This window comes from Faecalibacter rhinopitheci (assembly GCF_015234135.1).
Lineage (GTDB): Bacteria > Bacteroidota > Bacteroidia > Flavobacteriales > Weeksellaceae > Empedobacter > Empedobacter rhinopitheci.
In genome coordinates this window covers 82,606-108,253 of sequence record NZ_JADGIK010000004.1, presented here as the reverse complement: position 1 = coordinate 108,253, position 25,648 = coordinate 82,606, and the positions used below count along the sequence as shown (strand labels likewise).

At 30.9% G+C, this 25,648-nt stretch carries 17 protein-coding genes; 4 read left to right on the top strand and 13 right to left on the bottom strand.

Annotated features, from left to right (window positions below; translation table 11 throughout):
• Positions 1-8 precede the first annotated feature (8 nt).
• The 3 genes from IM532_RS07030 to IM532_RS07020 all read right to left on the bottom strand — a co-directional run bounded on the left by IM532_RS07030 (position 9) and on the right by IM532_RS07020 (position 6,006).
• Positions 9-710 carry an NUDIX hydrolase gene (locus tag IM532_RS07030; protein WP_194182745.1) on the bottom strand — a complete coding sequence of 234 codons (702 nt, stop codon included), beginning with the start codon at positions 708-710 and terminating at the stop codon, positions 9-11.
• A gap of 34 nt (positions 711-744) precedes the next feature.
• The gene (locus IM532_RS07025) at positions 745-1,215 is read right to left on the bottom strand and encodes an Lrp/AsnC family transcriptional regulator (RefSeq protein WP_194182744.1); all 471 of its coding nucleotides are present in this window, start codon (positions 1,213-1,215) and stop codon (positions 745-747) included.
• Between the two features lie 210 nt (positions 1,216-1,425).
• Entirely contained in the window at positions 1,426-6,006 is a 4,581-nt protein-coding gene (locus tag IM532_RS07020; RefSeq protein WP_194182743.1) for a translocation/assembly module TamB domain-containing protein, read from the bottom strand.
• Positions 6,007-6,069: 63 nt separating this feature from the next.
• On the opposite strand from IM532_RS07020, the gene tsaD reads away from it, so the two are divergent.
• Together tsaD and IM532_RS07010 are read left to right on the top strand one after the other, a co-directional pair.
• Positions 6,070-7,089: a tRNA (adenosine(37)-N6)-threonylcarbamoyltransferase complex transferase subunit TsaD gene (gene tsaD / locus IM532_RS07015; protein ID WP_194182742.1), complete on the top strand. Its 1,020-nt coding sequence runs from the start codon at positions 6,070-6,072 to the stop codon at positions 7,087-7,089.
• A gap of 1 nt (position 7,090) precedes the next feature.
• Positions 7,091-7,804 carry a 16S rRNA (uracil(1498)-N(3))-methyltransferase gene (locus IM532_RS07010; RefSeq protein ID WP_194182741.1) on the top strand — a complete coding sequence of 238 codons (714 nt, stop codon included), beginning with the start codon at positions 7,091-7,093 and terminating at the stop codon, positions 7,802-7,804.
• Positions 7,805-7,840: 36 nt separating this feature from the next.
• Here IM532_RS07010 and IM532_RS07005 read toward each other — a convergent pair whose 3' ends face one another.
• Both IM532_RS07005 and IM532_RS07000 read right to left on the bottom strand, forming a co-directional pair.
• On the bottom strand, positions 7,841-8,524 hold the full coding sequence (locus IM532_RS07005) for a lysoplasmalogenase (RefSeq protein ID WP_194182740.1): 684 nt from the start codon (positions 8,522-8,524) through the stop codon (positions 7,841-7,843).
• A 33-nt stretch (positions 8,525-8,557) separates the two neighbouring features.
• Positions 8,558-10,054: a helix-turn-helix domain-containing protein gene (locus IM532_RS07000; protein WP_194182739.1), complete on the bottom strand. Its 1,497-nt coding sequence runs from the start codon at positions 10,052-10,054 to the stop codon at positions 8,558-8,560.
• 113 nt (positions 10,055-10,167) lie between these two features.
• On the opposite strand from IM532_RS07000, the gene aceB reads away from it, so the two are divergent.
• Positions 10,168-11,757 carry a malate synthase A gene (gene aceB, locus IM532_RS06995; RefSeq protein WP_194182738.1) on the top strand — a complete coding sequence of 530 codons (1,590 nt, stop codon included), beginning with the start codon at positions 10,168-10,170 and terminating at the stop codon, positions 11,755-11,757.
• Positions 11,758-11,815: 58 nt separating this feature from the next.
• Positions 11,816-13,102 (top strand): isocitrate lyase, encoded by a 1,287-nt coding sequence (aceA, locus tag IM532_RS06990; RefSeq protein WP_194182737.1) that lies wholly within the window; start codon positions 11,816-11,818, stop codon positions 13,100-13,102.
• 181 nt (positions 13,103-13,283) lie between these two features.
• Here the strand turns inward: aceA and IM532_RS06985 are convergent, their stop codons facing one another.
• The 8 genes from IM532_RS06985 to IM532_RS06950 all read right to left on the bottom strand — a co-directional run bounded on the left by IM532_RS06985 (position 13,284) and on the right by IM532_RS06950 (position 25,615).
• A complete protein-coding gene (locus IM532_RS06985; protein WP_194182736.1) occupies positions 13,284-13,721 on the bottom strand; it encodes a hypothetical protein in 438 nt (145 codons plus the stop codon).
• 77 nt (positions 13,722-13,798) lie between these two features.
• Positions 13,799-15,067: an alkaline phosphatase family protein gene (locus tag IM532_RS06980; protein ID WP_194182735.1), complete on the bottom strand. Its 1,269-nt coding sequence runs from the start codon at positions 15,065-15,067 to the stop codon at positions 13,799-13,801.
• A 114-nt stretch (positions 15,068-15,181) separates the two neighbouring features.
• The gene (locus IM532_RS06975) at positions 15,182-21,088 is read right to left on the bottom strand and encodes an alpha-2-macroglobulin family protein (protein WP_194182734.1); all 5,907 of its coding nucleotides are present in this window, start codon (positions 21,086-21,088) and stop codon (positions 15,182-15,184) included.
• A gap of 114 nt (positions 21,089-21,202) precedes the next feature.
• Positions 21,203-21,718, bottom strand: coding sequence for an IS1096 element passenger TnpR family protein (locus tag IM532_RS06970; protein ID WP_194182733.1), 516 nt, complete (start codon positions 21,716-21,718; stop codon positions 21,203-21,205).
• 3 nt (positions 21,719-21,721) lie between these two features.
• The gene (locus tag IM532_RS06965; RefSeq protein ID WP_194182732.1) at positions 21,722-23,143 is read right to left on the bottom strand and encodes a CCA tRNA nucleotidyltransferase; all 1,422 of its coding nucleotides are present in this window, start codon (positions 23,141-23,143) and stop codon (positions 21,722-21,724) included.
• A gap of 31 nt (positions 23,144-23,174) precedes the next feature.
• Positions 23,175-23,723, bottom strand: coding sequence for an L-threonylcarbamoyladenylate synthase (locus IM532_RS06960; RefSeq protein ID WP_194182918.1), 549 nt, complete (start codon positions 23,721-23,723; stop codon positions 23,175-23,177).
• 176 nt (positions 23,724-23,899) lie between these two features.
• Positions 23,900-24,823 (bottom strand): glycosyltransferase family 2 protein, encoded by a 924-nt coding sequence (locus tag IM532_RS06955; protein ID WP_194182731.1) that lies wholly within the window; start codon positions 24,821-24,823, stop codon positions 23,900-23,902.
• Positions 24,824-25,615 carry a glycosyltransferase family 2 protein gene (locus IM532_RS06950; RefSeq protein ID WP_228063682.1) on the bottom strand — a complete coding sequence of 264 codons (792 nt, stop codon included), beginning with the start codon at positions 25,613-25,615 and terminating at the stop codon, positions 24,824-24,826.
• Positions 25,616-25,648 lie beyond the last annotated feature (33 nt).

Genomic DNA, 25,648 nt, shown 5'->3' with positions numbered 1-25,648 from the left:
AAAAAATTTTAAAAAAGGAAATCGTAACCTTTTAAACTTAACTTTTCATATTTCTCCTCATCAAAACGATATAATTTAGATACTTTACGATATAGTTTAGGATCTGTTGTATTTCCTGTTTCTATAATCAAATTAGAATTGAATATTTTCTTACGAAAGTTTCTCTTATCTAATTCTCTATTTAAAGCTTTTTCATATAGACTTTGTAACTGAGCGATTGTAAATTCTTCAGGTAACAAATTAAAACCAACAGGGCGTCGTTTTACTCTACGTTTCATGCGTTCCTTTGCATATTGAATAATTTCATTATGATCAAAGGCTAAGTCTGGAACACGGTCGTATGGATACCAAAATCCACCTTGCAATTTTACTTTTTCCTCAATTTCTGGTGTTAATTTCACCAAGGCATAGTATGCAACATTTACAACACGGCCCATTGGATTACGAAAAACTTTGGTAAAAGCTTTTAATTGCTCAATATAAGTTTCGTATTCATTGTAAGCAATTTTCTCTGTTAAAAGCTCATGTATTGCTTGGTCATTACTTACAGTTGGAGCAATATATTTTCCTGGCAAAACTAAAGCATCTTTGAAAGGGTCACTTGCTTTTTTATACACTAAAACTTTAAGGTCTTCTCCATCAAACCCGAATAATACGAGACTTGAACAAAGAGCAACTTGAAAAAACTTTTCTTTATCTTCTGTTGTCATTTTGTGGGATAGGATTGATACGAATTAATTAAGTTCATTGAAAGATTGAGTGCATCAATCTATTCTTGTCATTAAACGATTCTTCTAAAGAAATCATCGATTCAGTTCTTAAAACATCATCAATTTGATCAATTTTATAGATCACTTCTTTTGCATCGCTTGTATCTCTAGCACGTATTTTACAAAAAATATTATATTTCCCAGAAACCACATGCACAACTGTAACGTTTGGTATTTTATATAATTCGTCAATAACTTTTTGAGTTTTACTAGTTTTTGTTAAAAGTAAACCTACATATGCAACGAATTGATATCCCATTTTATCATAATCAGTAATTAAAGTTGTTCCTTTAATTATACCTGCTTCTTCTAATTTCTTAACACGTACGTGAATAGTACCTGCTGATACATTCATTTTCTTCGCAATCTCAGTAAAAGGCATTCTTGTATTATCAATTAAATACATTAATATCTTTTTATCAACTTCATCAATTATGTAATTCATTTTCTATCTTTTTGCCTATTATTATTATTTTAACAATAAATGCGTTTAATTTTTAGCAAATTTATAAATAATACTCACAAACATCAAAATTATTTTTAATGATTTATTTAATATTTTTAATTTTGTTGAATTGAAGTTCTAAAATATTAAGGACTAATCACTTTTGTTTGTTTGCGCGAGTTTATTGTCTAACCAACAATAAACTCTTTTTTATTTGATACGTACTAATCCTCTACTTGGTCGTCTTACTGGTTGTTTTTTCACCTCAACTGCTTCATTTTTAGAAACAGACGTTGTATTTATAGTGTCTATATAAATTGATTTCTTCTCAATTATTGTTGAATCTAATTTTTCAAGTTCAACTTCGCTGGCCTGCGCTTTTACCTTCGCTTTTTGTTCTTTTTTCTTTTTACGTGCTCCAATAAATTCTCGGAAATTTTCAAAAGATGTGTTGTAATTGATTCCGGCACCATAACTCTGATTCATCATAGTATTACCACCTGTAAATTGTTGAATTGTAAATGTGGTAGGTTTTGTAAACGCATTTAAAACTAATGAACCATTATTAGTTTTAGAAATGTCATATGTTAAGTCTAAATTTCCATCAAAATTCTCTATATATTGATTTTTAACAGCCATTCCATATGCACCACGAATACGTAATCTTTCGTTAATTTGATAACTTAAAGAGTATCTTACTTTATCATTAGTTCCTGATTGTTGACTACCTCCTATGTACTCCAAATTGACATCAACTCCATTAATAATTGATGAAAGAATACCAGCAATAGTCGAAAGTCCTATATCTGCAGCAGTACTTGTAACTCCTGAAGATATATCTAGTGCCTCACCAAATTTTCCTGTTAAAAGAATATATGAGAATTGCAGCATTTGTTCTTCTTGGTTTGATCTAAATTTAGATTGTAATTGAGAATTAATATCAGATCCAGCTGTTGGCAGAGTTAATCCAAAATCTATTTTAGGTTTTGCTAAGGTTTCTGAAATATCAATAGAAAGCTCCGTATCATACACTTGAGAGAAACCAATTCCTAAATAATCCCCAACATTAGAAACTGTACGTTCAAAAATTGCACTAATATCTAAAGTTGCATTCATTGGATCTCCTGAAAATTGAACTGCAGATCCTTTCTTAATTGTAAAGTTTTTCGGTATTAATGGAATTTGACGAAACTCGTATGTTCCATTTTCTATATTATAAACACCTGTAAGGCTTAGACCCGAATTATTCATTACAAATCGAAGATTCTCAGCAGTACCTCTAGCTGATGCTTTATCATTTGTTGCAGCATCAAAAATTAAATTTACTTGCGCATTTGGATAAGCATTAATATTAAGGTCTATATTCATTCCCTTTGGACGATTTGCAGATTTATCATCTTTAATAGTTTTAAACTGATTAGGCACAAATCGAACTAAATTACTTTCATTTTCAATCGTTGTACTTCCTGTATTTATTGTTAACTCTGAGTTTCCTACAACTGTAGCATTTCCATAGATACCTAGTTGTTCTACAGGCCCCATCATTAATACATCTCCTTTTGCAAATATTTTTCCGTAAAAAAGTTCATTATCCTTAATAGAGGTATTCATGACCAATAAATTATCAGCATCAAATTGTAAATTTAATCCCCATTCGCTCACATTTCGGAAAAGTAAGGCTCCATTCACTACCCCTGATGTCTTGTATGTGGTATCTTTAAAATTAACTTCATCTAACATAATGATCCCTTGTCCATTTCCTTGTTTAGAAACAAATAAATTGTTTTCACCTTCAAACTCATAGTCCACACCAAGGAATTTAACCTTCATTCCAAGATTTTTAGCGATTAAATCACCATTAATATTAGGAAGAGTTAGAGGTCCATCAATATGTACATCGCCGGACATTGTACCTCTAATATTTGTAAAAACAGTACTTAAAAAACCTTCAAGGAAATCCATTTGAAAATCATCAAGATTAGCATATATGTCTATTTCTGGACCTGTCTTTTTGTTAATTATATCTCCATTAGCTTTTACAGACTCTATGTTTTCTTTCATTAAACTTAAATCAAAATTGAAAATATTATCACTAATATTATATCCTCCATTTAGATTAAGATCACCTAATAAAAATTCATTTAATGTAAGTCCATCAATTTTTGTTTGTAAGGTTGGTTCTAACTTTTCTTTGGTACGTATTACGTTTATCTGACCATTAGCCACACCTTCTAATTTAAGTTTACCTAGCAATACTTGTGGAATAATCTTGTCAAGAAATAGATTATTGAAATTTGCATCAAAATTAAAATTCTCTCTTTCATAAAAAACACCTGACAAATCAAGATGTTGATCTTCAGACTCAAGTACTAAATCTTGTACCATAAAAGATTTCTTAACAGGATTAAGAATCATTCTATTAGATTGTTTATCATTACGCGGGTTAATTTGCCACTGCGTTGAATCTATTAGAATAGTTGATGGAGAAAATCCGAATATATAATATTCTTTTTTCTGAGAAAGAGTATGGTATAAATTTAAATCAAATTTTACAGGACTTTTATTTCCAATTTTAAAATTCGTTTCTACTAAAAGTGTATCATTCTTTGGAATTGATTGAATATCGATATCTTTAACTGTAATTCCACTTACACGCAAACTATCAATCTTTGCATTAAGATTATTTGCTTCTTGTAGAGTATTTAAGCTAACATTTGAGCGGAACAATTCTACACCAGCATACGATAAACCAGGAGTATCTAGCTTTACATCTAAAGCATTTGTATCAGAATCTATATATCCAACAATTCTTGTTTCTGGTTCTATCTTTATTGATGGATCAAAATAACTTAGCAAGTTTTGTTCAACGAAAATATCAAAATCAAATTTCTGTCCAGGACTTACTGTTTTATTTTTGAAAGACGGTACTAATGGTACTAATGCATTATTTAATACATTTACAACTTCTGTAACTTTAAATTGTCCGTCTAAAGTAGCTTGCATATACTCTGGCACATTTAGTTCCATACGTTTATGCTTACCGTCTACAACAGAATTTAACATTACATGATTAAATGTAATTGTATCACGTTTAGAACGATAGTATACATTTTTTAAATCAATATTTCCACGCAGATCATCTAAATTAGTTAACGAAAAATTACCCATAACATCTCCACGGATAATTGCATTCATATTTTTAGTAATTCCTAAAAAATCTAAATTAATTTGACGAATGTTTGAAGTAAAATTAAAATCGTAAGGTTTCCCACTAAAATTTATATGCCCATTTAATTGTCCATTAAGATTTGGATCTTTAATATCAAATAATCCGTTGAAAGCATAATCTTTAATTTCGCCATCAACAGTGATATTATTGTATCTTTTTCCCATTAAATCGATGTAGCGCAAACTTCCATCTAAATCTAATTTCATTTTAGAAATATCTGTTCCTACACCATTAAACTTGAATTTACCACTTACAAAGCCTAATTCTTTCACTTCTGTAAGTTGTTGTAGATTTAAGTTTTTAGCATCTACAGTTCCGGTATATAACATTGTTTTTGGATTACGATAATTGCGTAGCGTAGCACGCAAATCTGCATCTCCGAGCGCTGTAATAGCATATCCATTTAATACTATTTCGTTAGGATCCAATGTAAAATCCCCTCGGTAGTTCATATTCCCAAAACGAGTTATAAAATCAGGGATTTTCTGTGAAACAAAAGTTGGGAGAAATGAAGTGATATTTTTATAAGAAGAGCTTACTTTTCCATTTTTGGTGTAAATCTTAAGCGCGCCATTCATCATATCTTTTAAGGTCAATTTTGAAGCGCCAATATAATTTCCGCCACCATTTATTTCAAAATCATGAAAAGTCAAATTATTTAATGTTCCTGTAACTTTTCCATATACATTTCCGGAAGAATTTTTATTAAATTGATCCGTAAAATAACGTATATCTTTAAAATTAACTACAGAACCTCGGTCAAAAAATACATCCCAAAAAACTTTATTATTAAAGTCGGACATGTCAGAAGGCTTATCATAGCTCAGCAAAAAATGACCATTCAACGTAGAATCATCTGTACGCATATTTAGATTGTCTATTCGAATTTCTTTTTTCGAATAATGAAACAATCCTGTCATATTTTTTACGGTATACTTCTCCCCTTTTCTATCCGCTGTAAAACAGAAATTTTCTAATTTAGCATTGATGTCACTATCTACTAATTTAAAATCTTCTACATGCAATTGTACATTTTGTGCCTTTAACCATAAATTACCTGAATTTTCATTCAGTATAGAAACTTTACCATTTTTCATAAAAAAGTCTCCATCTAACTTAAATGTTCTTGTAGGATCTTTTGGTTTATCTGAACTAAATCCGTTTACAAAACGAATAAAATTACTAATCGAATCTCCTTTGTAAGTAATAACTTTTACATCAGGATTCACCAATTTCACCTCTTTTAAATTGATGTAATCAGGGTTAGAAACTATAGACCAAATACTTAATGTTGTTTGTAATTGCTTACTTGTGATAAAATCTAAATCATGATCATCTTTGATTGAAACATCATTTAAATAGATTTTTCCGAAGAAATCTATATCAACTGAATCAACATACATGCGAGTATTTAAAGATTTGTTCAGCTTTTCCATTGCAAATTTTGCAATTTTAGACTGCACAGAAGGAATCTGAATCGCTATAGAAGCCCCTAATAAAAGCGTCAGTATGAATATAATACATACTAAAATTATTCTTCCTATTCTTCTGACTATTTTCAATGGTTTTAATTTACGATATTTGCACTGTAAAAATAAGTTTTAAATTTTATTCTACAAGGATTTATGAGCGTTAAAAACTACATATTAGCCATAGAGTCTTCGTGCGATGACACAGGTGCTTCAGTTATATTGGATAACAAAATTTTATCTAATGTAGTAGCTAGTCAAAAAATCCACGAATTGTATGGTGGCGTAGTACCCGAATTAGCATCCAGAGCACATCAACAAAATATAGTTCCTGTCGTGGATCAGGCCTTAAAACAGGCTAATATTAATAAAGCAGAACTTAAAGCTATAGCTTATACTAGAGGTCCAGGATTAATGGGATCTTTATTAGTAGGTGGAAGTTTTGCAAAATCTTTATCACAAAGTTTAGACATTCCTTTAATTGAGGTAAACCATATGCAAGGTCATATTTTAGCCAATTTTATTGAAGATGCTAATGCTGATAAACCTACATTCCCGTTTATTTGTCTAACAGTTAGTGGTGGACATACACAAATCGTAAAGATTAACGATTACTTTGATATGGAAATTTTAGGTGAAACAATTGACGATGCAGCTGGTGAAGCATTTGATAAAGCTGGTAAAATTCTTAATTTACCTTATCCTGCAGGACCGATTATCGATAAAAAGTCTAAAATTGGAAATCCAACACGTTTTAAATTTACCAAACCAAGAGTGGATGGTTTAAACTTTAGCTTTTCAGGATTAAAAACTGCTATTCTTTATTTTATTCAAAAAGAAACTAAACTAAACCCCAATTTCATTGAAGAAAATATTGATGATTTATGTGCCTCAATTCAGCACACAATTGTAAATATTTTGATGGACAAATTAAAACAAGCTTCTGACCAAACGGGTATTAAACAAATTGCTATAGCAGGTGGCGTATCAGCAAATTCAGAAATTAGAGCTCGATTAAAAGAAGGTGAAGAAAAATTTGGTTGGAAAGCATTTATTCCAAAATTTGAATACACGACTGACAATGCTGCAATGATTGCAATTGTGGGACAATTAAAATATGAACGTGAACTTTTTGCAGATAAAACTGCAAAATCAGTTGCTAAATACCACATTTAACATGAAGTTATTTTTTGGAACAATTGAAGGTGATAATGCTTTTTTAAACGAAGAAGAAAGTCACCATTTTTCTAAAGTTTTACGAGGAAATGAAGGTGATATTATCCATATCACTGATGGAAATGGTAATTTAGCAAAATGCGAGATTACGTTAGTTTCTAAAAAAATGGTTGAAGCTAATGTTTTAGAATTACAAAAGAATTTTGAACAAAAGAATTATTATTTACACGTTGCAATTGCTCCTACAAAAGCAATGGAACGAATTGAATTTTTCTTAGAAAAAGCGACTGAAATTGGAATTGACGAAATTACATTTTTACAAGCTTTTCATTCAGAACGAAAAAACATTAAGATAGAACGCATTGAAAAAATTATTCAGGCTGCAACTAAACAATCATTAAAGGCTTATCTACCAAAAGTTAATGATTTAACAAAATTCAATGATTTTATTAAAATGAATTTTGAAGGTTACGAAAAATGTATTGCACATTGTGAAAGTGATATTGAACGAACGCCTTTTAAAAATGTATTAGCAAATCAGCCAGAAAAAATTTTGGTTATGATTGGTCCTGAAGGTGATTTTTCGAGAGACGAAATAAAAAATGCCTACGAAAATAACTTTACAGGAATTTCATTAGGCCAACAACGTTTCCGAACTGAAACTGCAGCTTTACAGGCTGTTTTCGCAACAGATTGGGCTTTTAATCATAAATAATAAGACAGAAAAGAGGAATCTTAGATTCCTCTTTTTTTATTTAAAAATTATACTACTCGCTATTAAATATTGTGCACTGATATAAAATATATAATTAGCACTTATCATCCAATTCTTATCTTTTCTTCCGAAATATATTTGACTTAATATCAAATCTGAGATTAAAAATAAAATCATTCCTACTCCAAAAATGCTATAAGATAATTCTGAAGTTTTTAAGCCAATCCATAATGATAATACTGTTACAAAACTTAGAATGAATGCATATATTGTTGTGATAATTCTAAATCTACCATAATTAAGTTTCATGGGCGTTTCGGTAGCTAGTACTAAGAAAACAACTATTCCTGCAATGGCAAATACCAATGAATTCTCCATAATAGATAAGGTATTGCTAGGAAGAAAATATCCAATATAAACAAAATGCCCAATCAAAAAACTATAGAAACCTAAGAAGGTATAAATATCACTTTCTATAGGATAAATTGTTTTTAAATCTAAAAAAATATCACCTATAAGCCCAAAAATTAAACCGACTATAATAATTAATCCAAAATTTATATTTTCTGGATAACTGTAAACTATTATAACTGTATAAATAATTATTAGAAAAGTAGAGATAATCTTAAAAATTAAAGCCGATAAAGATGGCTTTTTAAGTCTTAAGAATAGATATATAATACTTGAAATAAGTATTAAAATGGATAAAAAGATTAGCATATATTTTGTGGTTATATACTAATCTATAAAATATTATTGACTTTTTTCTTTTATAAAATCATTTATCAAAACATTTAAGCGTTTTGAATGCATATCTTTTGCAAATCTTTTCGGAGGAGCTACACGTTCAGTACAATCTTTCATCCCACAATTTTCACACGTTACAGCTACTTCTTTAATCGGAATAGATGGATCATTTAAAAATTTCACCTTACGTTGAGCACTCTTATTTAATAAACCAATTGTTACACTACGCAAATACTCAGGATTAAAAGGGTCTCTTGTTGCCGAAGAAATTACATAATATTTTTGATTATTATTATACGGATATATAGAGATTTGTGAAGAAATTAAATGATTTTCGTCCTCTGGTTTTGCATTTTCTAATTGTTTCAAAACATTTAATGACACCCAACGTCTACAATAATGTTCCTCAGTTTCGTTAGCTTGTGGAGATTGTTGTTGATTAAGATGTAATTCTTTGGTTAATTTATAATTGTCCGAACCAACTTTAGTCGTTAAACGTAAAAAGAATAAATCTTTTATATTAAAATGCTTAGGTAGAAGATTTGTCATACGCTGATATACAGTTTCAGGAGATTCTGTATAACTTCCAAATAATCTAAGAAAGTTTTTTAAATCATGTTTATCTTCCGAAAATAGAATATTCATTTTCGCGATCAGCTCATCTTCTGGTAACAATAATGCCCCTGCAAAATAAGAAGCATAAAAATTGTTCAGTAATTGATCAAAATTTTCAAAAGAAATCCAAGTATAGGTATAAAGTCTTTCTTTCAATTCTAGATAGTTATAACCTAATTCTTTAGCTAAAATAAATCTTTTTTGATCTAAATCTGTTTCACTATTAATGTATAAATGTTTTTTTTCTTCTATATAAATAGATCGAAGTTTCGCTAATTCTGGTTTAGAAAAATTCTTAAAATCTTCAAAAAATATTTCATAACCATATTCTTCCTTCAATATTTCAATCATCAATTCATCAGAAATTAATTCTCCTTCTTGATTGATTGCATATTGTTTAAAAAAATTTTTAGCAGACTGTTCTATTTCAGGAAAATAATTATCGTTTGCTTCTTGAAATGATCGTAAAGAAGCCAAAAAGAAACTTTCACGTGTTAGATTATAATTATTTCCAATTTCTATAAGAGTAGATATAAAGGCATTTACTTTCATCGGAGCATTGGAAATAATCTCAATTAAGTCTCGTTCTTCAATCCCAAAAAGCTCTAACGGAATCTCTTTTAATAAATTTGATTGTAATATTTCAGCGACTGGTGCAAGGTTTTTATCTAATTTTAATGAAACTAACTCATCATAAGGTACATCAAATGCTTCTGCTAAAAGAACAATTTTATCAGTTTTTGGATACTTCTTTCCTTTTTCAATTTCATTTAAATACGATTTAGATAAGCCCGTTATTTTAGATAACTTAAACAATGACAATTCTTTAGCCGTTCTAATCTGTTTGATTTTAAGACCAAAAATTAATTTTATATAATCTTCTTGCATTTTTTTTTGAAATTATTTGGTGAATCTAAACGAAATTTTATAATTTAGCGAACGTTCGCTGATTATATTAATTCGCTTACAACCACAAACCAAAACTAAACAAAAAACCTAAAATGAGAACTGCTATTAACGAATTTATTTTAGCGCCAGAAATACAGGATACATATTCTGATATCTTAACGCCCGAAGCGATTGATTTTTTGATTGCTTTACACGAGAAGTTCAATTCAAGAAGACTTGAATTATTGGCAGAGCGTGATGCTCGTCAAAAATTTTTTGATTTAGGAAATTTTCCAACATTTCCATCAAATACAAAAGAGATCAGAACGAGTAATTGGGTTGCAGCCCCAATTCCAGCAGATTTACAAGATCGTCGCGTGGAAATTACGGGACCAGTAGATGCAAAAATGATTATAAATGCATTAAACTCTGGAGCAAAAACATTTATGGCTGATTTTGAAGATAGTAACTCACCAACATGGGACAACAATCTACAAGGTCAACAAAATTTAAAAGCTGCTGTTAACCGTACAATTCAATTCGTTGATCAACAAAAAAACAAGACATATCAATTAAACGATAATGTTGCTGTTCTTATGGTTCGCCCTCGAGGGTTACATCTTAATGAAAAGCACATCAAAATAATTAAAGAGGAAATATCAGGCTCACTATTTGACTTTGGTTTATATTTTTTCCATAATGCACACACGTTACTTTCCAATTCAAGTGGGCCTTATTTCTATCTTCCTAAATTAGAACATTATCTTGAAGCAAAATGGTGGAATGATGTTTTCACCTTTGCTCAAGAATATATACAAATTCCTTACGGTTCTATCAAAGCCACTGTATTAATAGAAACAATTACAGCATCATTTCAACTAGATGAAATCATTTATGAGTTAAGAGATCATATGGCTGGTCTTAATTGTGGACGTTGGGATTACATCTTTTCATACATTAAAAAATTCAGAAATCATCCTAATTTCTTAGTTCCAGATCGTAGTCAAGTGACAATGTCATCTCCATTTATGAGTGCATATTCACAAGCTGTTATCCAACGTTGTCATAAGCGTAACGTTCATGCAATTGGAGGTATGGCAGCACAAATTCCTGTGAAAGATGATGAAACTAAGAACGCTGAAGCTTTTGAGAAGGTTAAAAAAGATAAGTTATACGAAGTACAAAATGGACATGACGGAACTTGGGTTGCACATCCTGCATTAGTACCAATCGCATTAGAAATTTTTAACCAATATATGCCTGAAGCGAATCAGATAAACAATAAACGTGATGATATTGTAACAACAGAATCAGCTTTATTAGAAATCCCAAAGGGTACAATTACTGAGCAAGGAATTCGTGAAAATATCAATGTAGGTATTTTATATATCGAAAGTTGGTTAAGTGGTAAAGGTGCGGCAGCATTATACAATTTAATGGAAGATGCAGCAACCGCTGAAATTTCTAGAACGCAAATCTGGCAATGGTTATATCATAAAGTAAGATTAGATGATGGATCAGAATTAAATTGTGAGAAATATAAAAAACTTAGATCTGAAGAGATTGAAAAGATAAAAAAATTAATTGGTGAAGATCGCTTCAGAAATGGAAGATTTAACCTAGCAATTCAGTTATTTGATGAATTAGTTTTAAATAAAGAATTTAAAGAATTTTTAACATTAAGCGCATATAAATATATATAATAAAAGAATCTCTCTACTAAACTGCAAATCCCCTAAACAACACAAAAAAACTATTATTATGAATCAAAAAAACGCAGAGAGAATTCAAGCTATTCAACACGATTGGGATACAAACCCAAGATGGAAAAATGTAAAACGTAATTATACAGCAGAAGATGTAATTAAATTACGTGGATCATTAGATGTTGAATATACATATGCCAAAAATGGTGCTCAAAAACTTTGGAATGGATTAAATTCTAAAGAATATATGGCAGGTTTAGGCGCTTTAAATGGAAATCAAGCCATTCAAGAAATTGAAGCAGGATTAAATGCCATTTACTTATCCGGATGGCAAGTTGCTGCAGATGCAAATCTTTCAGCAGAAATGTATCCAGATCAGTCGCTTTATCCAGCGAATTCAGTTCCGACGGTTGTCAAACGTATAAACAATGCATTACGTCGTCGTGATGAGATTCAATCTGTTACAGGTGTGGGAAACATAGATTATTTTGCGCCTATTATTGCAGATGCTGAAGCTGGATTTGGAGGAAACTTAAACGCTTATGAATTGATGAAACAAATGATAGAAGCTGGTGCTGCTGGCGTTCATTTTGAAGATCAATTATCGTCTGCAAAAAAATGTGGACACTTAGGTGGAAAGGTTTTAGTTCCAACGCAAGAAGCTATTAATAAACTATTAGCTGCACGCTTAGCTGCAGATGTTTGTGGCGTGCCAACCTTGTTAATTGCAAGAACAGATGCTGAAGCGGCCAACTTAATAACATCTGACATTGATGAAAGAGATACGAAATTTATCATAGAAGGATCTCGCACATCTGAAGGATTTTATGGCGTAAAAAATGGATTAGCACAAGGAATTGATCGTGCATTAAGCTATTCTCCTTATGCAGATTTAGTTTGGATGGAAACATCTAATCCTGATCTTGGAATGGCAAGAGAATTTGCACAAGCCGTTCGCGAAGTTTATCCAGATCAGATGTTGGCATATAATTGTTCACCATCATTTAATTGGGCAAAGCATTTAACACCTGCTCAAATGGAAACTTTTCGTGAGGAATTAGCTGCAATGGGATATAAATTTCAATTTATTACATTGGCTGGTTTCCACGCAATGAATACTTCTATGTTTGAGTTAGCTAGAGCTTATAACAAACGTGGAATGGCTGGATATTCTGAATTACAAGAACGTGAATTTGCTTTACAAGACGAAGGTTTTGCTGCTGTAAAACATCAATCTTTTGTTGGGACACAATATTTCGATTACGTACAAAATACAGTGCAACAGGGCGCTTCTTCTACCACTGCAATGGCAGAAAGTACCGAAACCGCTCAGTTTCATTAACATAATGCATACTTTTCAAATAAAAAGATCGAGCTGCAACCTCGGTCTTTTTTTTATGAAGTTTTTCTTCTGGTTTTCTACATCATTAACTTTATCTTTTAAATCAAGAAATACATCTATAATTAATTTATAACTATAGACTTTACATTTGCATCATTTGTTTTTCCCTTTCATGAATAAATTAGAGTATTAAATTCACTTCGAATTTCTTACCATTCATTTCAAAATTCTCTCCTACTCTTTTCCCTAATAAAACTTGCGCTAATGGTGTTTGATTTGACATTACGAAAACCTTTTTATTTTCATAATTAATTTCGCCTAGGCTACAAGCAATACAAAAATTCCCCATTGTAGTCTCTACATAACTACCATTTCCTATGTTATCATTTGTAATGGGTTTAATTTTCTGAAATTGTTCTTGTTGTATCAAAACTTCATTCAATTGATTTTGTATACGCGTAATTTCTTGTTGCATCATTTCACGAGATGTTTCATATTTATCTCCCATGCTACTTTTAGTTTCACTATTAGAATTTCTCAAATCTGAAATTAATCCATTTAAATAATCAATTTTAGTTTGTATTGTTTTTGAGATTCTATCAAATAATTCTTGCGTCATTCTTTTATAATAATTTGTAAAAATAAAAATCTCCTTAGCTACAACCAAGGAGATAAAATATAGGTTTGAGGAATAAATTATTTCTTTAAAACTTTTTTTGATAGAATACCTTTTCCATCAATTTTCTCTTTAATTTCTAATCCCAATATATCTGCTATCAAAGGATATATTTCTGTATTCTGAAATGCATTGATTGTTTTACCTTCAACAAAATTCGGTCCCCAAGCCATAAAATTCGCTTGCATTTCCTTTGTTTCTTTTACAAAATAACCATGAGCTCCTTTGGGCGCTTTTCCATTAGAAAAATAATTTGGGGCGTGAGCAATTAAGATAATATCACCAATACGATTGAAATGATCATTTATCGCATCGAATTTGTATTTTGCTGGTACATGAACAGTTTTATAAACTTCGTATCGTGAATCTTTTTTTGCTTTAATTTCATTATAGATTACATCAATTTCCTTTGCGTTGTTCACAAATAAACTGATATAGGATCCAGACGTCGCTATTTGAAACTTGGAATCATCAATAGCAATTGGAAGTTTCATTGGATTTTCATCATCGATGCGCTTCATACCATGATCAGAAACTACAATAAAATTCACTTTTAAACCTGTTTTAGCAACCTCATCATTTAGCCGCTTAATAGAAGTATCTACAAATTTTACGGCATCTTTTGTTTCTTGCGCATCTGGACCAAATGTATGCCCAGCATGATCTACTTCCGGAAAATAAAAGGTGATTAAATGCGGACGTTTTTCAGCTGGCAATTCTAACCAATTAACAACTTGTTGTATGCGATAATCGATTGGTGTTTTCTCAGAATATTTGTAGGAATAAGTTGGAAAACTATTATTAATTGGCGCTTCAGAACCAGGCCAGTAATAACAAGCAGAAAGCATATTATTTTGCTCTGCAAGATTCCAAATCGGAGTTCCACCATACCACTTAGGATTTATTACTGCGTCTCTATTTCCTAAGGAATAGCGGTCTCCTGTGACACGGTCTAGCATATTATTTCCTACTAATCCGTGATGAATTGGTGCTAATCCAGTAACAATTGTATAATGATTTGGAAATGTAACCGAAGGAAAAGAAGGTAACATCGCCTTTGCTCTTACACCACTTTTAGTTAGATCAATTAAATTTTCAGCGCCATGTTTTTCAGGATAATCATAACGAAAACCATCAATGGAAATTAAAATAATGTAAGGTTTATTTTGTTGATCAAATGAATTTACTCGATTTTCTACCACTAATTGCTCTTCATAAAATGGAGTTTGAGCAAAACTAATTGATGATAAGACAATTGTTGCAAGTAAATTAGTTATTATATTTTTCATATTTCAAATTTAAAAATCTTACTTCAGATCAATAACATTTCTAACATAAATAATTTGAAAAGAAAAAGGACTGGATATATTTTCCAGCCCTTTATTTATCTTAATTTATTAAATCTATTTAATTTCTACTCGAATTCCTTCGCTATGCGCACTAAGTTCTGGTGCATACATATTTTGCATCGATATAATTCCGTTCGAGAAATTTCCTGCATTATTGGCTTTTAAATCGTATTCAAAAACATATGTTCCTTTTCGCATGTAATCTGCAAAGAAATTAGTTGAGGCATCACGTGTACTTTCGTAATACCCAAATTCGCCTTTCCATTTATACCCCGAAAGAACATTTACAGGCTCAAAACCACTTGCTCGCATATCTTTAATATGTACAAATTCCATCGTACGATCTACTGAAATTTCCAAGCGAACCGTTACAATATCACCAACTTTAATCGGCGTTTGAGCTGTAATTTCTTTTAAAACTGGTCCATTCGCCGAATTAGATTTCACATATATTCTTTTGTTGAATTTGATTCCTGTTTCTGCTGATTTTATCTGATCTAAATTCTCAAAATATTGCCAATACATTGCGCCGTAAGCCACTCCTGGAGACCTTTTAGAAAGTTCTATTTTCCCCATGTCGGGTTTGATTTCTTCTTTGTTCCAAGAAGTTTTCACATAACCTGAACCTGCTTGAGCATTTTCTTCTAGATTAAAAGGTTTGTTTCCAATGATCACCTTTACTCCTTTCTCTGCATCAATCCACGATTTTCCGGTATTCATCAATGCATAAACTGCTTTTGTTGTCGCTTTCGTTGAATTCCATTGGTTGGTTTGCTTATTTTTAATTAACCAAACTTTCATTTCTTCAACGGCTTGTGTATCATTTAAAACCTCATCAAATGCTTCTATTAACATTGCTTGAGTTTCAACCGGAGTATCGTACCAAAACCATCCGGCTTTGTTTTCTTTCCAATACATTCCCATTTCATCAGATTCTACAGCTCTTTCTTTCACAGTAATTAAAGTATGTTTAGCCGCAGATTCCATTCCGAAACGCTTTAAAACTAAAGCTGCCATAGCTTTTTGTTGTAAGGATAAATCTAATTTTTTATCATTTAAATTCTTCAACATAACTGTTTTCATTTCTTCTAATTCTTTTCCCATAGGATTTGAATCTAAAAAGAATGAACGCGCATATAAATAATGTATACCATCCGAATACGTGATATCCTTGAATGATTTTAAATCTTTTTTAAACTCTTTGAAACGATTTAAATTTTCTTGATCAATGTATTGAATTGCATTACTCACCAATGAAGTCGCATCAATATTCATCGCTTTAAAATTAACATCCATACGTTTTAAATTCCCAAAGCCAGCAATAATATGTGTAGTAATATATTCGTTTGTACGACCACCATCAAACCATGCAAATCCACCATTTGGTTGTTGTTTTGCACTCAGTTTCTCAAAAGCAGCCTTCATCTCATTCTGCATTTGATTCATTTGAAATAACGTCGCCACTTGCTTCATTTGCGTTTCTTCACTTTCAGCTGAACGAACCCAAGGCGTTTCTTCTAAAATAATGGCTTTTAATTCATCATTCAATTGTAATTTCGATTTCAATTCCCCTTTGGTATTCCATTGATCAAAAACAGCTTTAATCTTTGTATTTGAATTGATAATCTTTTCCGAAACCATATTCCCATACAAACGAGAAAATACTTGTTCTGCACATTCGTACGGATATTCGCGTAAATATGGTAACGCAAAAATGGCGTTCCAAATTGGATTAGCAGTCATCTCAAATGTTAATTTAAAATGATCCAATGTTGATGATTGATTCGTTTGAAGATTTTTAAAATTGAATGTTTTAGATTGATTTTCTTTAATAAAAATAGGCATTGTTTCCGTCACCAACATACGATTCGTTAAAATCGGTAAAGCCGATTCTTCTCCATCCGAAAATTCTCCCGCAACCGCTACTACACGATAAACAACTGCTTGCACATTCTTGGGTACATCTAATGTCCATGTAACTTGATCTGAATTTCCTTTCGCTACAGAAAAGTTTTGAGATGAATTATTCAAATTAAATTTCGCATCAATTGGTTCGTTCGTAAACGGATCAAATAGCATTATTTTTGCCGTTCCACTTAGTGTTTGCTCTGATAAATTATTAATCTTCGTTGAAATTGAAACTTGATCTCCTTCACGTAAAAAACGTGGTGCATTTGGAACAACCATCAAATCTTTTTGCGTTTTGATACGTTTTTCTAAATACCCTACTTTTAAATCTTTGGTATGCGCTAACGTCATCAATTTCCATTCGGTTAACGATTCTGGCGCTGTAAATTCAATGATAACATTTCCATCTTTATCCGTCATTAAATTTGGATAAAAAAATGCCATTTCATTTAAAACTTTACGCGCTTGGACTTGATTGATTTGTTCTTCAATTTCCTGAACTTTTGCTTCTGGTAAAACCATTGGACTTTGTGTAATAGCACTTGGAGCAGAAGGAGTTGGTATAACATTTTTTTGCATTGCAGTAGAAACTTTACCTTCTGCCCTTACATTCGCTTCTTGTAAAACCATATCGTTGGAACGCCAAAATCGATCATACATTCCTCCATTAAAGGAAAAATCAAACAAAGAAAATCTTAATCCATCTATATTATTATCAACAAATAATCCATCTATATAATTTCTCCATAAAATTTGTTGAGCATAAGATATGGGAATACCATTCGATAAATTTGCAAAAGAATTACGAATGTAATTGCTTCTATAAGAATTAGGATCAAATTGTGCATTATGCATTGCAAATTGATCCAATGATGCGTCATACATCGTAGCAAGCACTTCTGCCGAAACTTTATCTTTTTCGTTTCCTGTAATTTTAATTTGCCATTTTTCTTCTTGCCCTGGTTTCAATTTATCTCGAAAAACTTCTGTTGTAATCTTTAAATCCTTCGATTCCATCGGAATGTTTAACGTTTTTACACCAGTCACAACATCATTATGTTTTACGATAAAATAACTTACACCAAGATTTCCTAAATGAGCGACAGTAATTGGAACTGCAATCGAATTATTTTTCTTTAATTCAAGAACACCTTCCTTTTCAGTTGTCGTATTTGTTCCAATTTTATAATAAACATAACCTTCTTTTTCTGCCGATTGGAAAGTAACTTTTGCTTTATCTCCCACTTGGTAACTTTCTTTATCAGTCGTTACGGCTAATAAAGTCGAGGCATTGATTTTATTCGCATTTTCGATATAAATAATTCGTTCGATTTCTACTTTTTGATCTCCATCATTCACAAAACCTTTTACGATATAATAGTTTTCTTCTAAATCTTTTGCTTTATCAAAACTAATTTGATCCGAAACAGAAGTGTCAAATGATGTTTCGAAAACTTTAGCCCCTAATTTTCTATTCTTAGGCGTTAACTCATCGCCATACGGTTGATGTGGAAATAATTTTCTGAATTCGTTTTCAGTATAAAAATTATAATCTGTATTAAATCGTGTTGATCTTAAAACTTGACTTGGAGTTTGTAAAGCATAGATCGCAATTTGCCCTTTCCCGTTTTGTTTTATATCATTTACATTCGTTACCGAAATTTTAAATTGTGCTGCATCTTTCGCTGCAATACGATCATTTAAATGTACATTTAATACTAAACGACGATCCCCAACTTTGATCATAGAAGACGTGGTTTGTGTTTCTCCATTGATATCAGTTACGTTAACTTCTATTGTGTAATTGTACAAGCGATCTACATCTTTACGAGCTTCGGCAGGTTTCGCGATAAAATCAAATGTATATTTCCCTTGTGCATCTGTTGTTGTTTCACCAAACCCAATTTCTTCTTTCGCTGAACGACCAAACGGAATTGTACGATACCAAGGCCAAAACGTAAATAATTCTTGACGATACACACGGTATTTTACCACTGCATTGTCTATCATAGCGCCAGAAAATGCTTCTGCTTTACCGTTTATCGTTATTTTATCATTGATTTGATAAACATTTTTATGCTCATCAACTTTTACTTCAAATTTTGGGCGTTTGTACTCTTCTACTCGAATTGTTTTGTAAGCACTCAATCTATATTTTATCGATTTTGGTATAACATTAATTTGATAATTACCCGTCAATCCTGAATTTGGTAACTGAAATTGTCCATTGAATGAACCAAATTCATTCGTTGTTCCATCAATTTTAGCGACTTCTTTTCCATTGACATCTTTTAAGAAAACAATTACATCTGTTTTCGCTAAAACTTCACTTTCTTTTTTAAACGTTTTATAAACAATAGTTTTAAAATAAATCGTTTGATTCGGACGATAGATTGCTCGATCCGTTAATATTTTAGCATTAATCGTTTCTTCTTCTTTGTAATTTGAAGCACTTCTATATACATAATTACTATAAATTGCCGCATCATTTTTTACACGGTATTGAATATTACGATTTGTATATTTTAATATTGCTATACCTCTATCATCTGTTTTTACTTCTTCTATTTTTGAATTAGAATTGTCGTCAGTGAAAATTTCTACGATGGTATTTGGAACAGGTTTCCCAGATTCACGATTTGTGACGTATATTTTTTGATCATTAATAATTACATTAAATGATGTTACTGAAATCTCATTATAAAATACTTGTTCTGTTTTCGATTCGTAATCAAATTGGTTATCTGTCGAATATAGTACAATGTAGCGACCAGCATTTAACGGATTTAATTTATAAATCGACGAATGGGATTGATAATCATCAAACGATTTTAAATCAATAGTATATTCCTCAATTTTCTTTAATTGCTGTATTTCCTTAAAAGCTTTTTTTATTTGAATTGAATCATACGAGTTTAAATTATTGATTAAATTATTCTTCCAATCTACAGGAAGTTCATACATACGAACAAATAATTTAGACACATTTTTATGTGATACATTTAAAGGAATATTCTGATGAGGTAAAACATATTGATCCGTATTAAGCTGAATTTGTTTCGCACGAATTGAATTTGCATAAGCTATGACAGATTTTGTTGCACTATGATTCGTATATTTTGTTTTTAATTGTTGTTCAATCTCAAAAATCCTCTTATAACTTCCTTCCTTTAAACGTTCATCATTCATTAAATAGGCAACATAATCATTGTAAATTGTTGCACTATAAGAAGCCTCTTTAAAATAAACAGAAGCTAAACTTTCATATTCTTTAATAAACTCATCTTTCGATAGATCATCTTTAAATAAAGTTAATTGTTGATGTTGATTGTATAAGAAAGCATTGAATTGCCCTTTAGCACTATTCAATTCTGCTAATTCTTGAAAAATTTTTCTACCTTTAACTTTATCAATTGGGTTAGAAGATTTTAAATAAGATACATAATCATGTAATACAACATCATATAAAGTTGGTGTCAACTCTTTAGAAGCATTAAACATCTTCTCATCTGGCGAATATTCTACAAGCAAAGGCTTCCAAACTGAAACATCTGCTTTTAATAATTCATTTTTAGGCGCAATTGCATTTTGAAATAAAACTTCAATTTGATCCGTAAAAGTTTTATACGTCCAAAAACGAACGTCATTAGAAGTAGATTTCTCTAATTCAGTTCTATTTCTGATTTTATATTCATTTTCATCCAAATATAATTGGTATAATTTCGCCAAATACATTTGTACAATGGCATCTCTTACTTTAGATTTTCCATTAACCTCTTTCTGAAAGTTTTCAAAAACGAAGTTAACATCATCCGTTTCATCTGTTGTTGCAATATTAATCTTAGCATCGTAGAATAAGGCTTTGATATAATTTGCATCATCTTTAGATTTTATAGCCGTGGTTTTAACCTCCTTAATTAGAGGTTGAAGAGATTTAAATTGTCCGTTAGAAAGGGCTATATCAATCTCTTTCCATTGCTGATCGATGGATTTGTTTTGAGCCATGATATATAATGGGATTAGAAAGGTTAATAGGTATGAAAGTACTCTCATAGATTGTTATTTGTAGTATAGATGCAATTTACGGATAAAAGGTTGCTTTATAGGCATAAAAAAATCCGAATGTTTTAATAACATTCGGATTTCTAAATATTTAAAGTAGATATTTTATAGATCTTCTAAATCTAAATCATCATCAATTTGTAAGTCATTTAATCCTGCATCATCCGCAAAATCAATGTCCTCATCACCTTCTAAATCGATAATCTCCAATTCACGTTTTGGCGCTTTTAAAGGCATCGATCCAAAACGGTAAACAGTTAAAGGATAATTTAAAACTGCTGGTTTATCCTCGATAGAAACTAATTCTGCAACGAAAGTCCACATTTCTAAAAAGTCGTAAACAAACATTAAACGATCTCCTTGCTCAGAAAAAACCTCTTTGATGTAAAAATCTGCCATTGTTTCATCTGTTCCATCATCAGACATATCTTCTAATGGAATTTCTTTACCTTGGTCACCTTCTTCATCTAGTTCATAAAATGAAGCTAATTCTTCACCTTGTAAACTAAAAGCACTAATGATACCTTTGTATAAAGTAAATAATGTCTGCTTTTCTTTAATTTCTATGTCCCTAAATACATCCTCTTTTGAATCAAGGAATACACGAATTTTATATATCACTTTTTAACTATTTTTCAATTCCAAATTTAAACTTTTTCCTAATTCTACAACGAATTTATATGCAGAATCATAACTATTTTCAACTTCACCTTCTAAGATAGCTTCTTTAATCGCATTTTTTAAAATCCCTATCTCTTTACAAGGTTTAAGATCAAACATTTCCATAATTTGTTCCCCACTAATTGGTGGTTGAAAATTACGTACTCTGTCACGTTCTTCAACATCTTTTATTTTTTGTTCAACTAATTCAAAATTTTGTTTGAATCGTTTTTGTTTACGTTCATTTTTCGTTGTAATATCTGCCTTACAAAGTGTAATTAAATCTTCAAAATCTTCTCCTGCATCAAATAATAAACGGCGTAAAGCTGAATCGGTAGCTCCTTCATCTACAACAGCAATTGGTCGCGAACTCATCATCACCAATTTCTGTACATATTTCATTTGTGGACCTAATGGTAATTTTAATCTTCTGAAAAGTTTAACTACCATTTTTGAACCAATAAACTCATGCGAATGGAATGTCCAACCAACTTTTTTATCAAATCGCTTTGTTACGGCTTTTCCTATATCGTGTAATAAAGCTGCCCAACGTAACCAAAGTTTATCAGTATTTTCTGAGATATTATCCACCACTTCTAACGTATGGTAAAAATTATCTTTATGTTTCTGTCCTTCTACTTCTTCAATTCCTTTTAAGGCAACTAATTCAGGTAAAATATACTGCAACAATCCTGCCTTTTCTAATAGATTTAATCCAAAAGATGGCTTATCTGTCATCATTATTTTTTGGAATTCATCCATCACACGTTCAAAAGAAACAATCTCTATTCGGTGAGCATTTTCAATAATTGCTTGAAAAGAGTTCTCTTCAATAATGAAATCTAATTGAGCTGCAAAACGAATTGCACGCATCATACGCAATGGATCATCAGAATAGGTAACATTAGGTTCTAAAGGTGTTCGAAGAATTTTATTTTTTAAATCTTCCACTCCATTAAATGGATCTACCAACTCTCCGAATGTAACTTTATTCATAGAAATGGCCAATGTATTGATTGTAAAATCGCGACGTTTTTGATCATCTTCTAATGAACCATCCTCCACATGTGGTTTTCTGCTGTCTTCAGAATAACTTTCTTTTCTTGCACCTACAAATTCTAATTCAATATCATGGTATTTGAACATTGCTGTTCCAAAACGTTTAAATACTGAAACTTGTGAGGTATTACCTAAAGATTTAGACAACTCTTTGGCTAACAGAATTCCATTGCCAACAGTTACAAAATCGATATCTTTTTTTCTTCCTCGACCTAATAAATAATCGCGCACAAAACCACCTACAACATAAGTTTCCTGATTGATATTATCAGCAACTTCGCAGACGTTTCTAAAAAGTGGTAATGTTACAGCTTCTTGCATTTTCATTTTGCAAAAGTAAAAGATTTGACAAAAAAAACTACTCTCTTATAACTTTTACTTCGTTATCTAAGCCTAATTTTATGATTGTTGATGCAGTAGACTGAGGTACAAAGCCTTCGCATTCTTCTAAAACAATATCTACACCCTCTTTAATTTTAGAACTTACATCTTTTAAGATATGTGGAGAAGGTTCCCCAGATAAATTAGCTGATGTTGATACGATTGGACCTTTTAAACGTCCTATTATTTTTTTACACAATAAATCATCCGTTAAACGAATTGCTATTGTATTATCCTCCGCAACTAAAGATTTCGGTAAACCTTTAGGATTATCATAAATAATTGTTAGAGGCTTCTCATTATATTCCATTAAATCCCATGCTAATTCCGGTACTTCAACGATATCTTGCAACATCTTTGGAGAATCCACTAAAATAATTAATGATTTTGAAGATGGTCTATTCTTAATATCAAATATCTTTTGAATTGCGTCTTCATTTTTTGCACTACAACCAATTCCCAAAATAGTATCTGTAGGGTAAAGCATTGTTTTTCCTTCTTGTAGTTGTTCTACAATTTCGTGTATATTAGACATAATGAATTGGGTTAATTTTGAATAATTATAGAATATAAATTTATTTCGGCCACAAATTTCCATATAATATTCAATTAATAATAAAATTATTATAAAAAAATTTATTGTATTATTTGCTCCTCTTTATAATAGGCTAAAAGTAATAGCATTAAACAAATTATTATAATTTAATTTGAATTTATTTTTTGTTTTTGTTTTAATGATAAATGCAAAGGCATGCCCATTAATGTAGCTTTTAACAAAGGCCATTTTTTAGGATTTATTAACGTAGAAAAAAAGTATTTAATTCCAAAGTAAATTAGTAATATTTTATACGCTAACCATCCCTGATGCTTATGTACAACATACAAAAGGGAAAGTTTTTGTTCTAATTTTATCCCAACTGATTTCTCAGTGCTTAACCCATGAATATGTTTATATTCTATTGTGGGAACTAAAACTGTATTTTTCCCTATTTTTTTAAGTCGTCTTGAAATATCTGTTTCTTCGTAATACAAAAAGATATTAGGATCGAATCCTCCTATTTGATCAAAATCTGATCGACGAATAAACATAAAAGATCCTGCAATAAAATCTGCTACAATTGGTGCAGAATATGTTTTTTTACGTTTCGGAAAACGATTTTTATTAACTAATTCTAACCCTTTACGCGTAAATATTTCACGTTGCCAAGAGGCAAAATGGTCAATTGTAGGAACAAAAGCTAAATGTTCATTCACCGATTGTGGCGAAACAACAGCTACATCTTGATGTTCGTCCAAATACGTTTTTAAAACTGGAAAGGAATCATCAATTAACTCTACGTCACTATTGATAAAACAAATATATTTACTTGGATTTGTCTCAGCATAACCGATCATATTTCCTGTTCCAAATCCTGTATTTAAATTACTTCTCTTTAATTTTAGATATGGAAGATTTAAAAGCTCTAACTTAGATTTTAAGTTCAGAAAATCTTGCTCATTTGAAGCATTATCAACTACAACAATTTCATAGTTTACTTTTGTTGTTATTGCTACAATACTTTTTATACAATCAAGAGTTGCTTCCGAAGTATTGTAATTTATAGTTACTATTGATAAATCTAACATTTAGATGTATTGATTGATGCCTTTATCGGCAAATTTCAGTTTATTTTGTATGGTATATTGCTGGATTCTATCGTTTTGGTCCAAGAACGATTTACTCTGTTCATTATGATAAATATGATAAACAATTCCTGCAAATTTTAATCGCTTAGCTTCAATTCCTGCATGATGCATTCTTAATACTAATTCAGAATCCTCCCTTCCCCACCCGGTAAATTCTTCATTATATCCATTTACTTTGATGAAATCAGCTTTCCAGAATGAGAAATTACATCCTCTCATTTTGGAAGAATAATTGGGGTGCTTTTTTTGTTGCTTTGCTAAAAAAGGTAATCGTAATGTACGTCCGCGTTTTTTAATTCCTTTGGAAAAAAAATTAAATGAAATATTTTTTAAAAAAAATAAATCAGCTAATGCTTCTTTTTGAATATTAACACGAGAGCCGTATAAATAAACATTATTTTCAGCCATAATTAGATGATCTTTCACAAAATGTGGATGCAATATCACATCACCATCTATGCTAATTATATATTCATTTTTAGCCTGCGCAATGGCTTTATTCATGATAACAGCCTTTCGATTCCCTTTATCTTCATGCCAAATATGATGAAGGGGTACAGGAAAATCCTTTTTAATTTCATCAATTAAATTTTTTGTGCTTGGCTGAGAGCCATCATCAGCAATCAACACTTCATTTGGTAAAACACTCTGATTGGCTATACTTTTAAGAACCAGCTCTAAAGCTTCTGCCCAATTATAAGTTGATAAAACTAAGCTCGTATTAATCTTCATATCAACAAAAATAAGCATATCTTTGGCATTGTA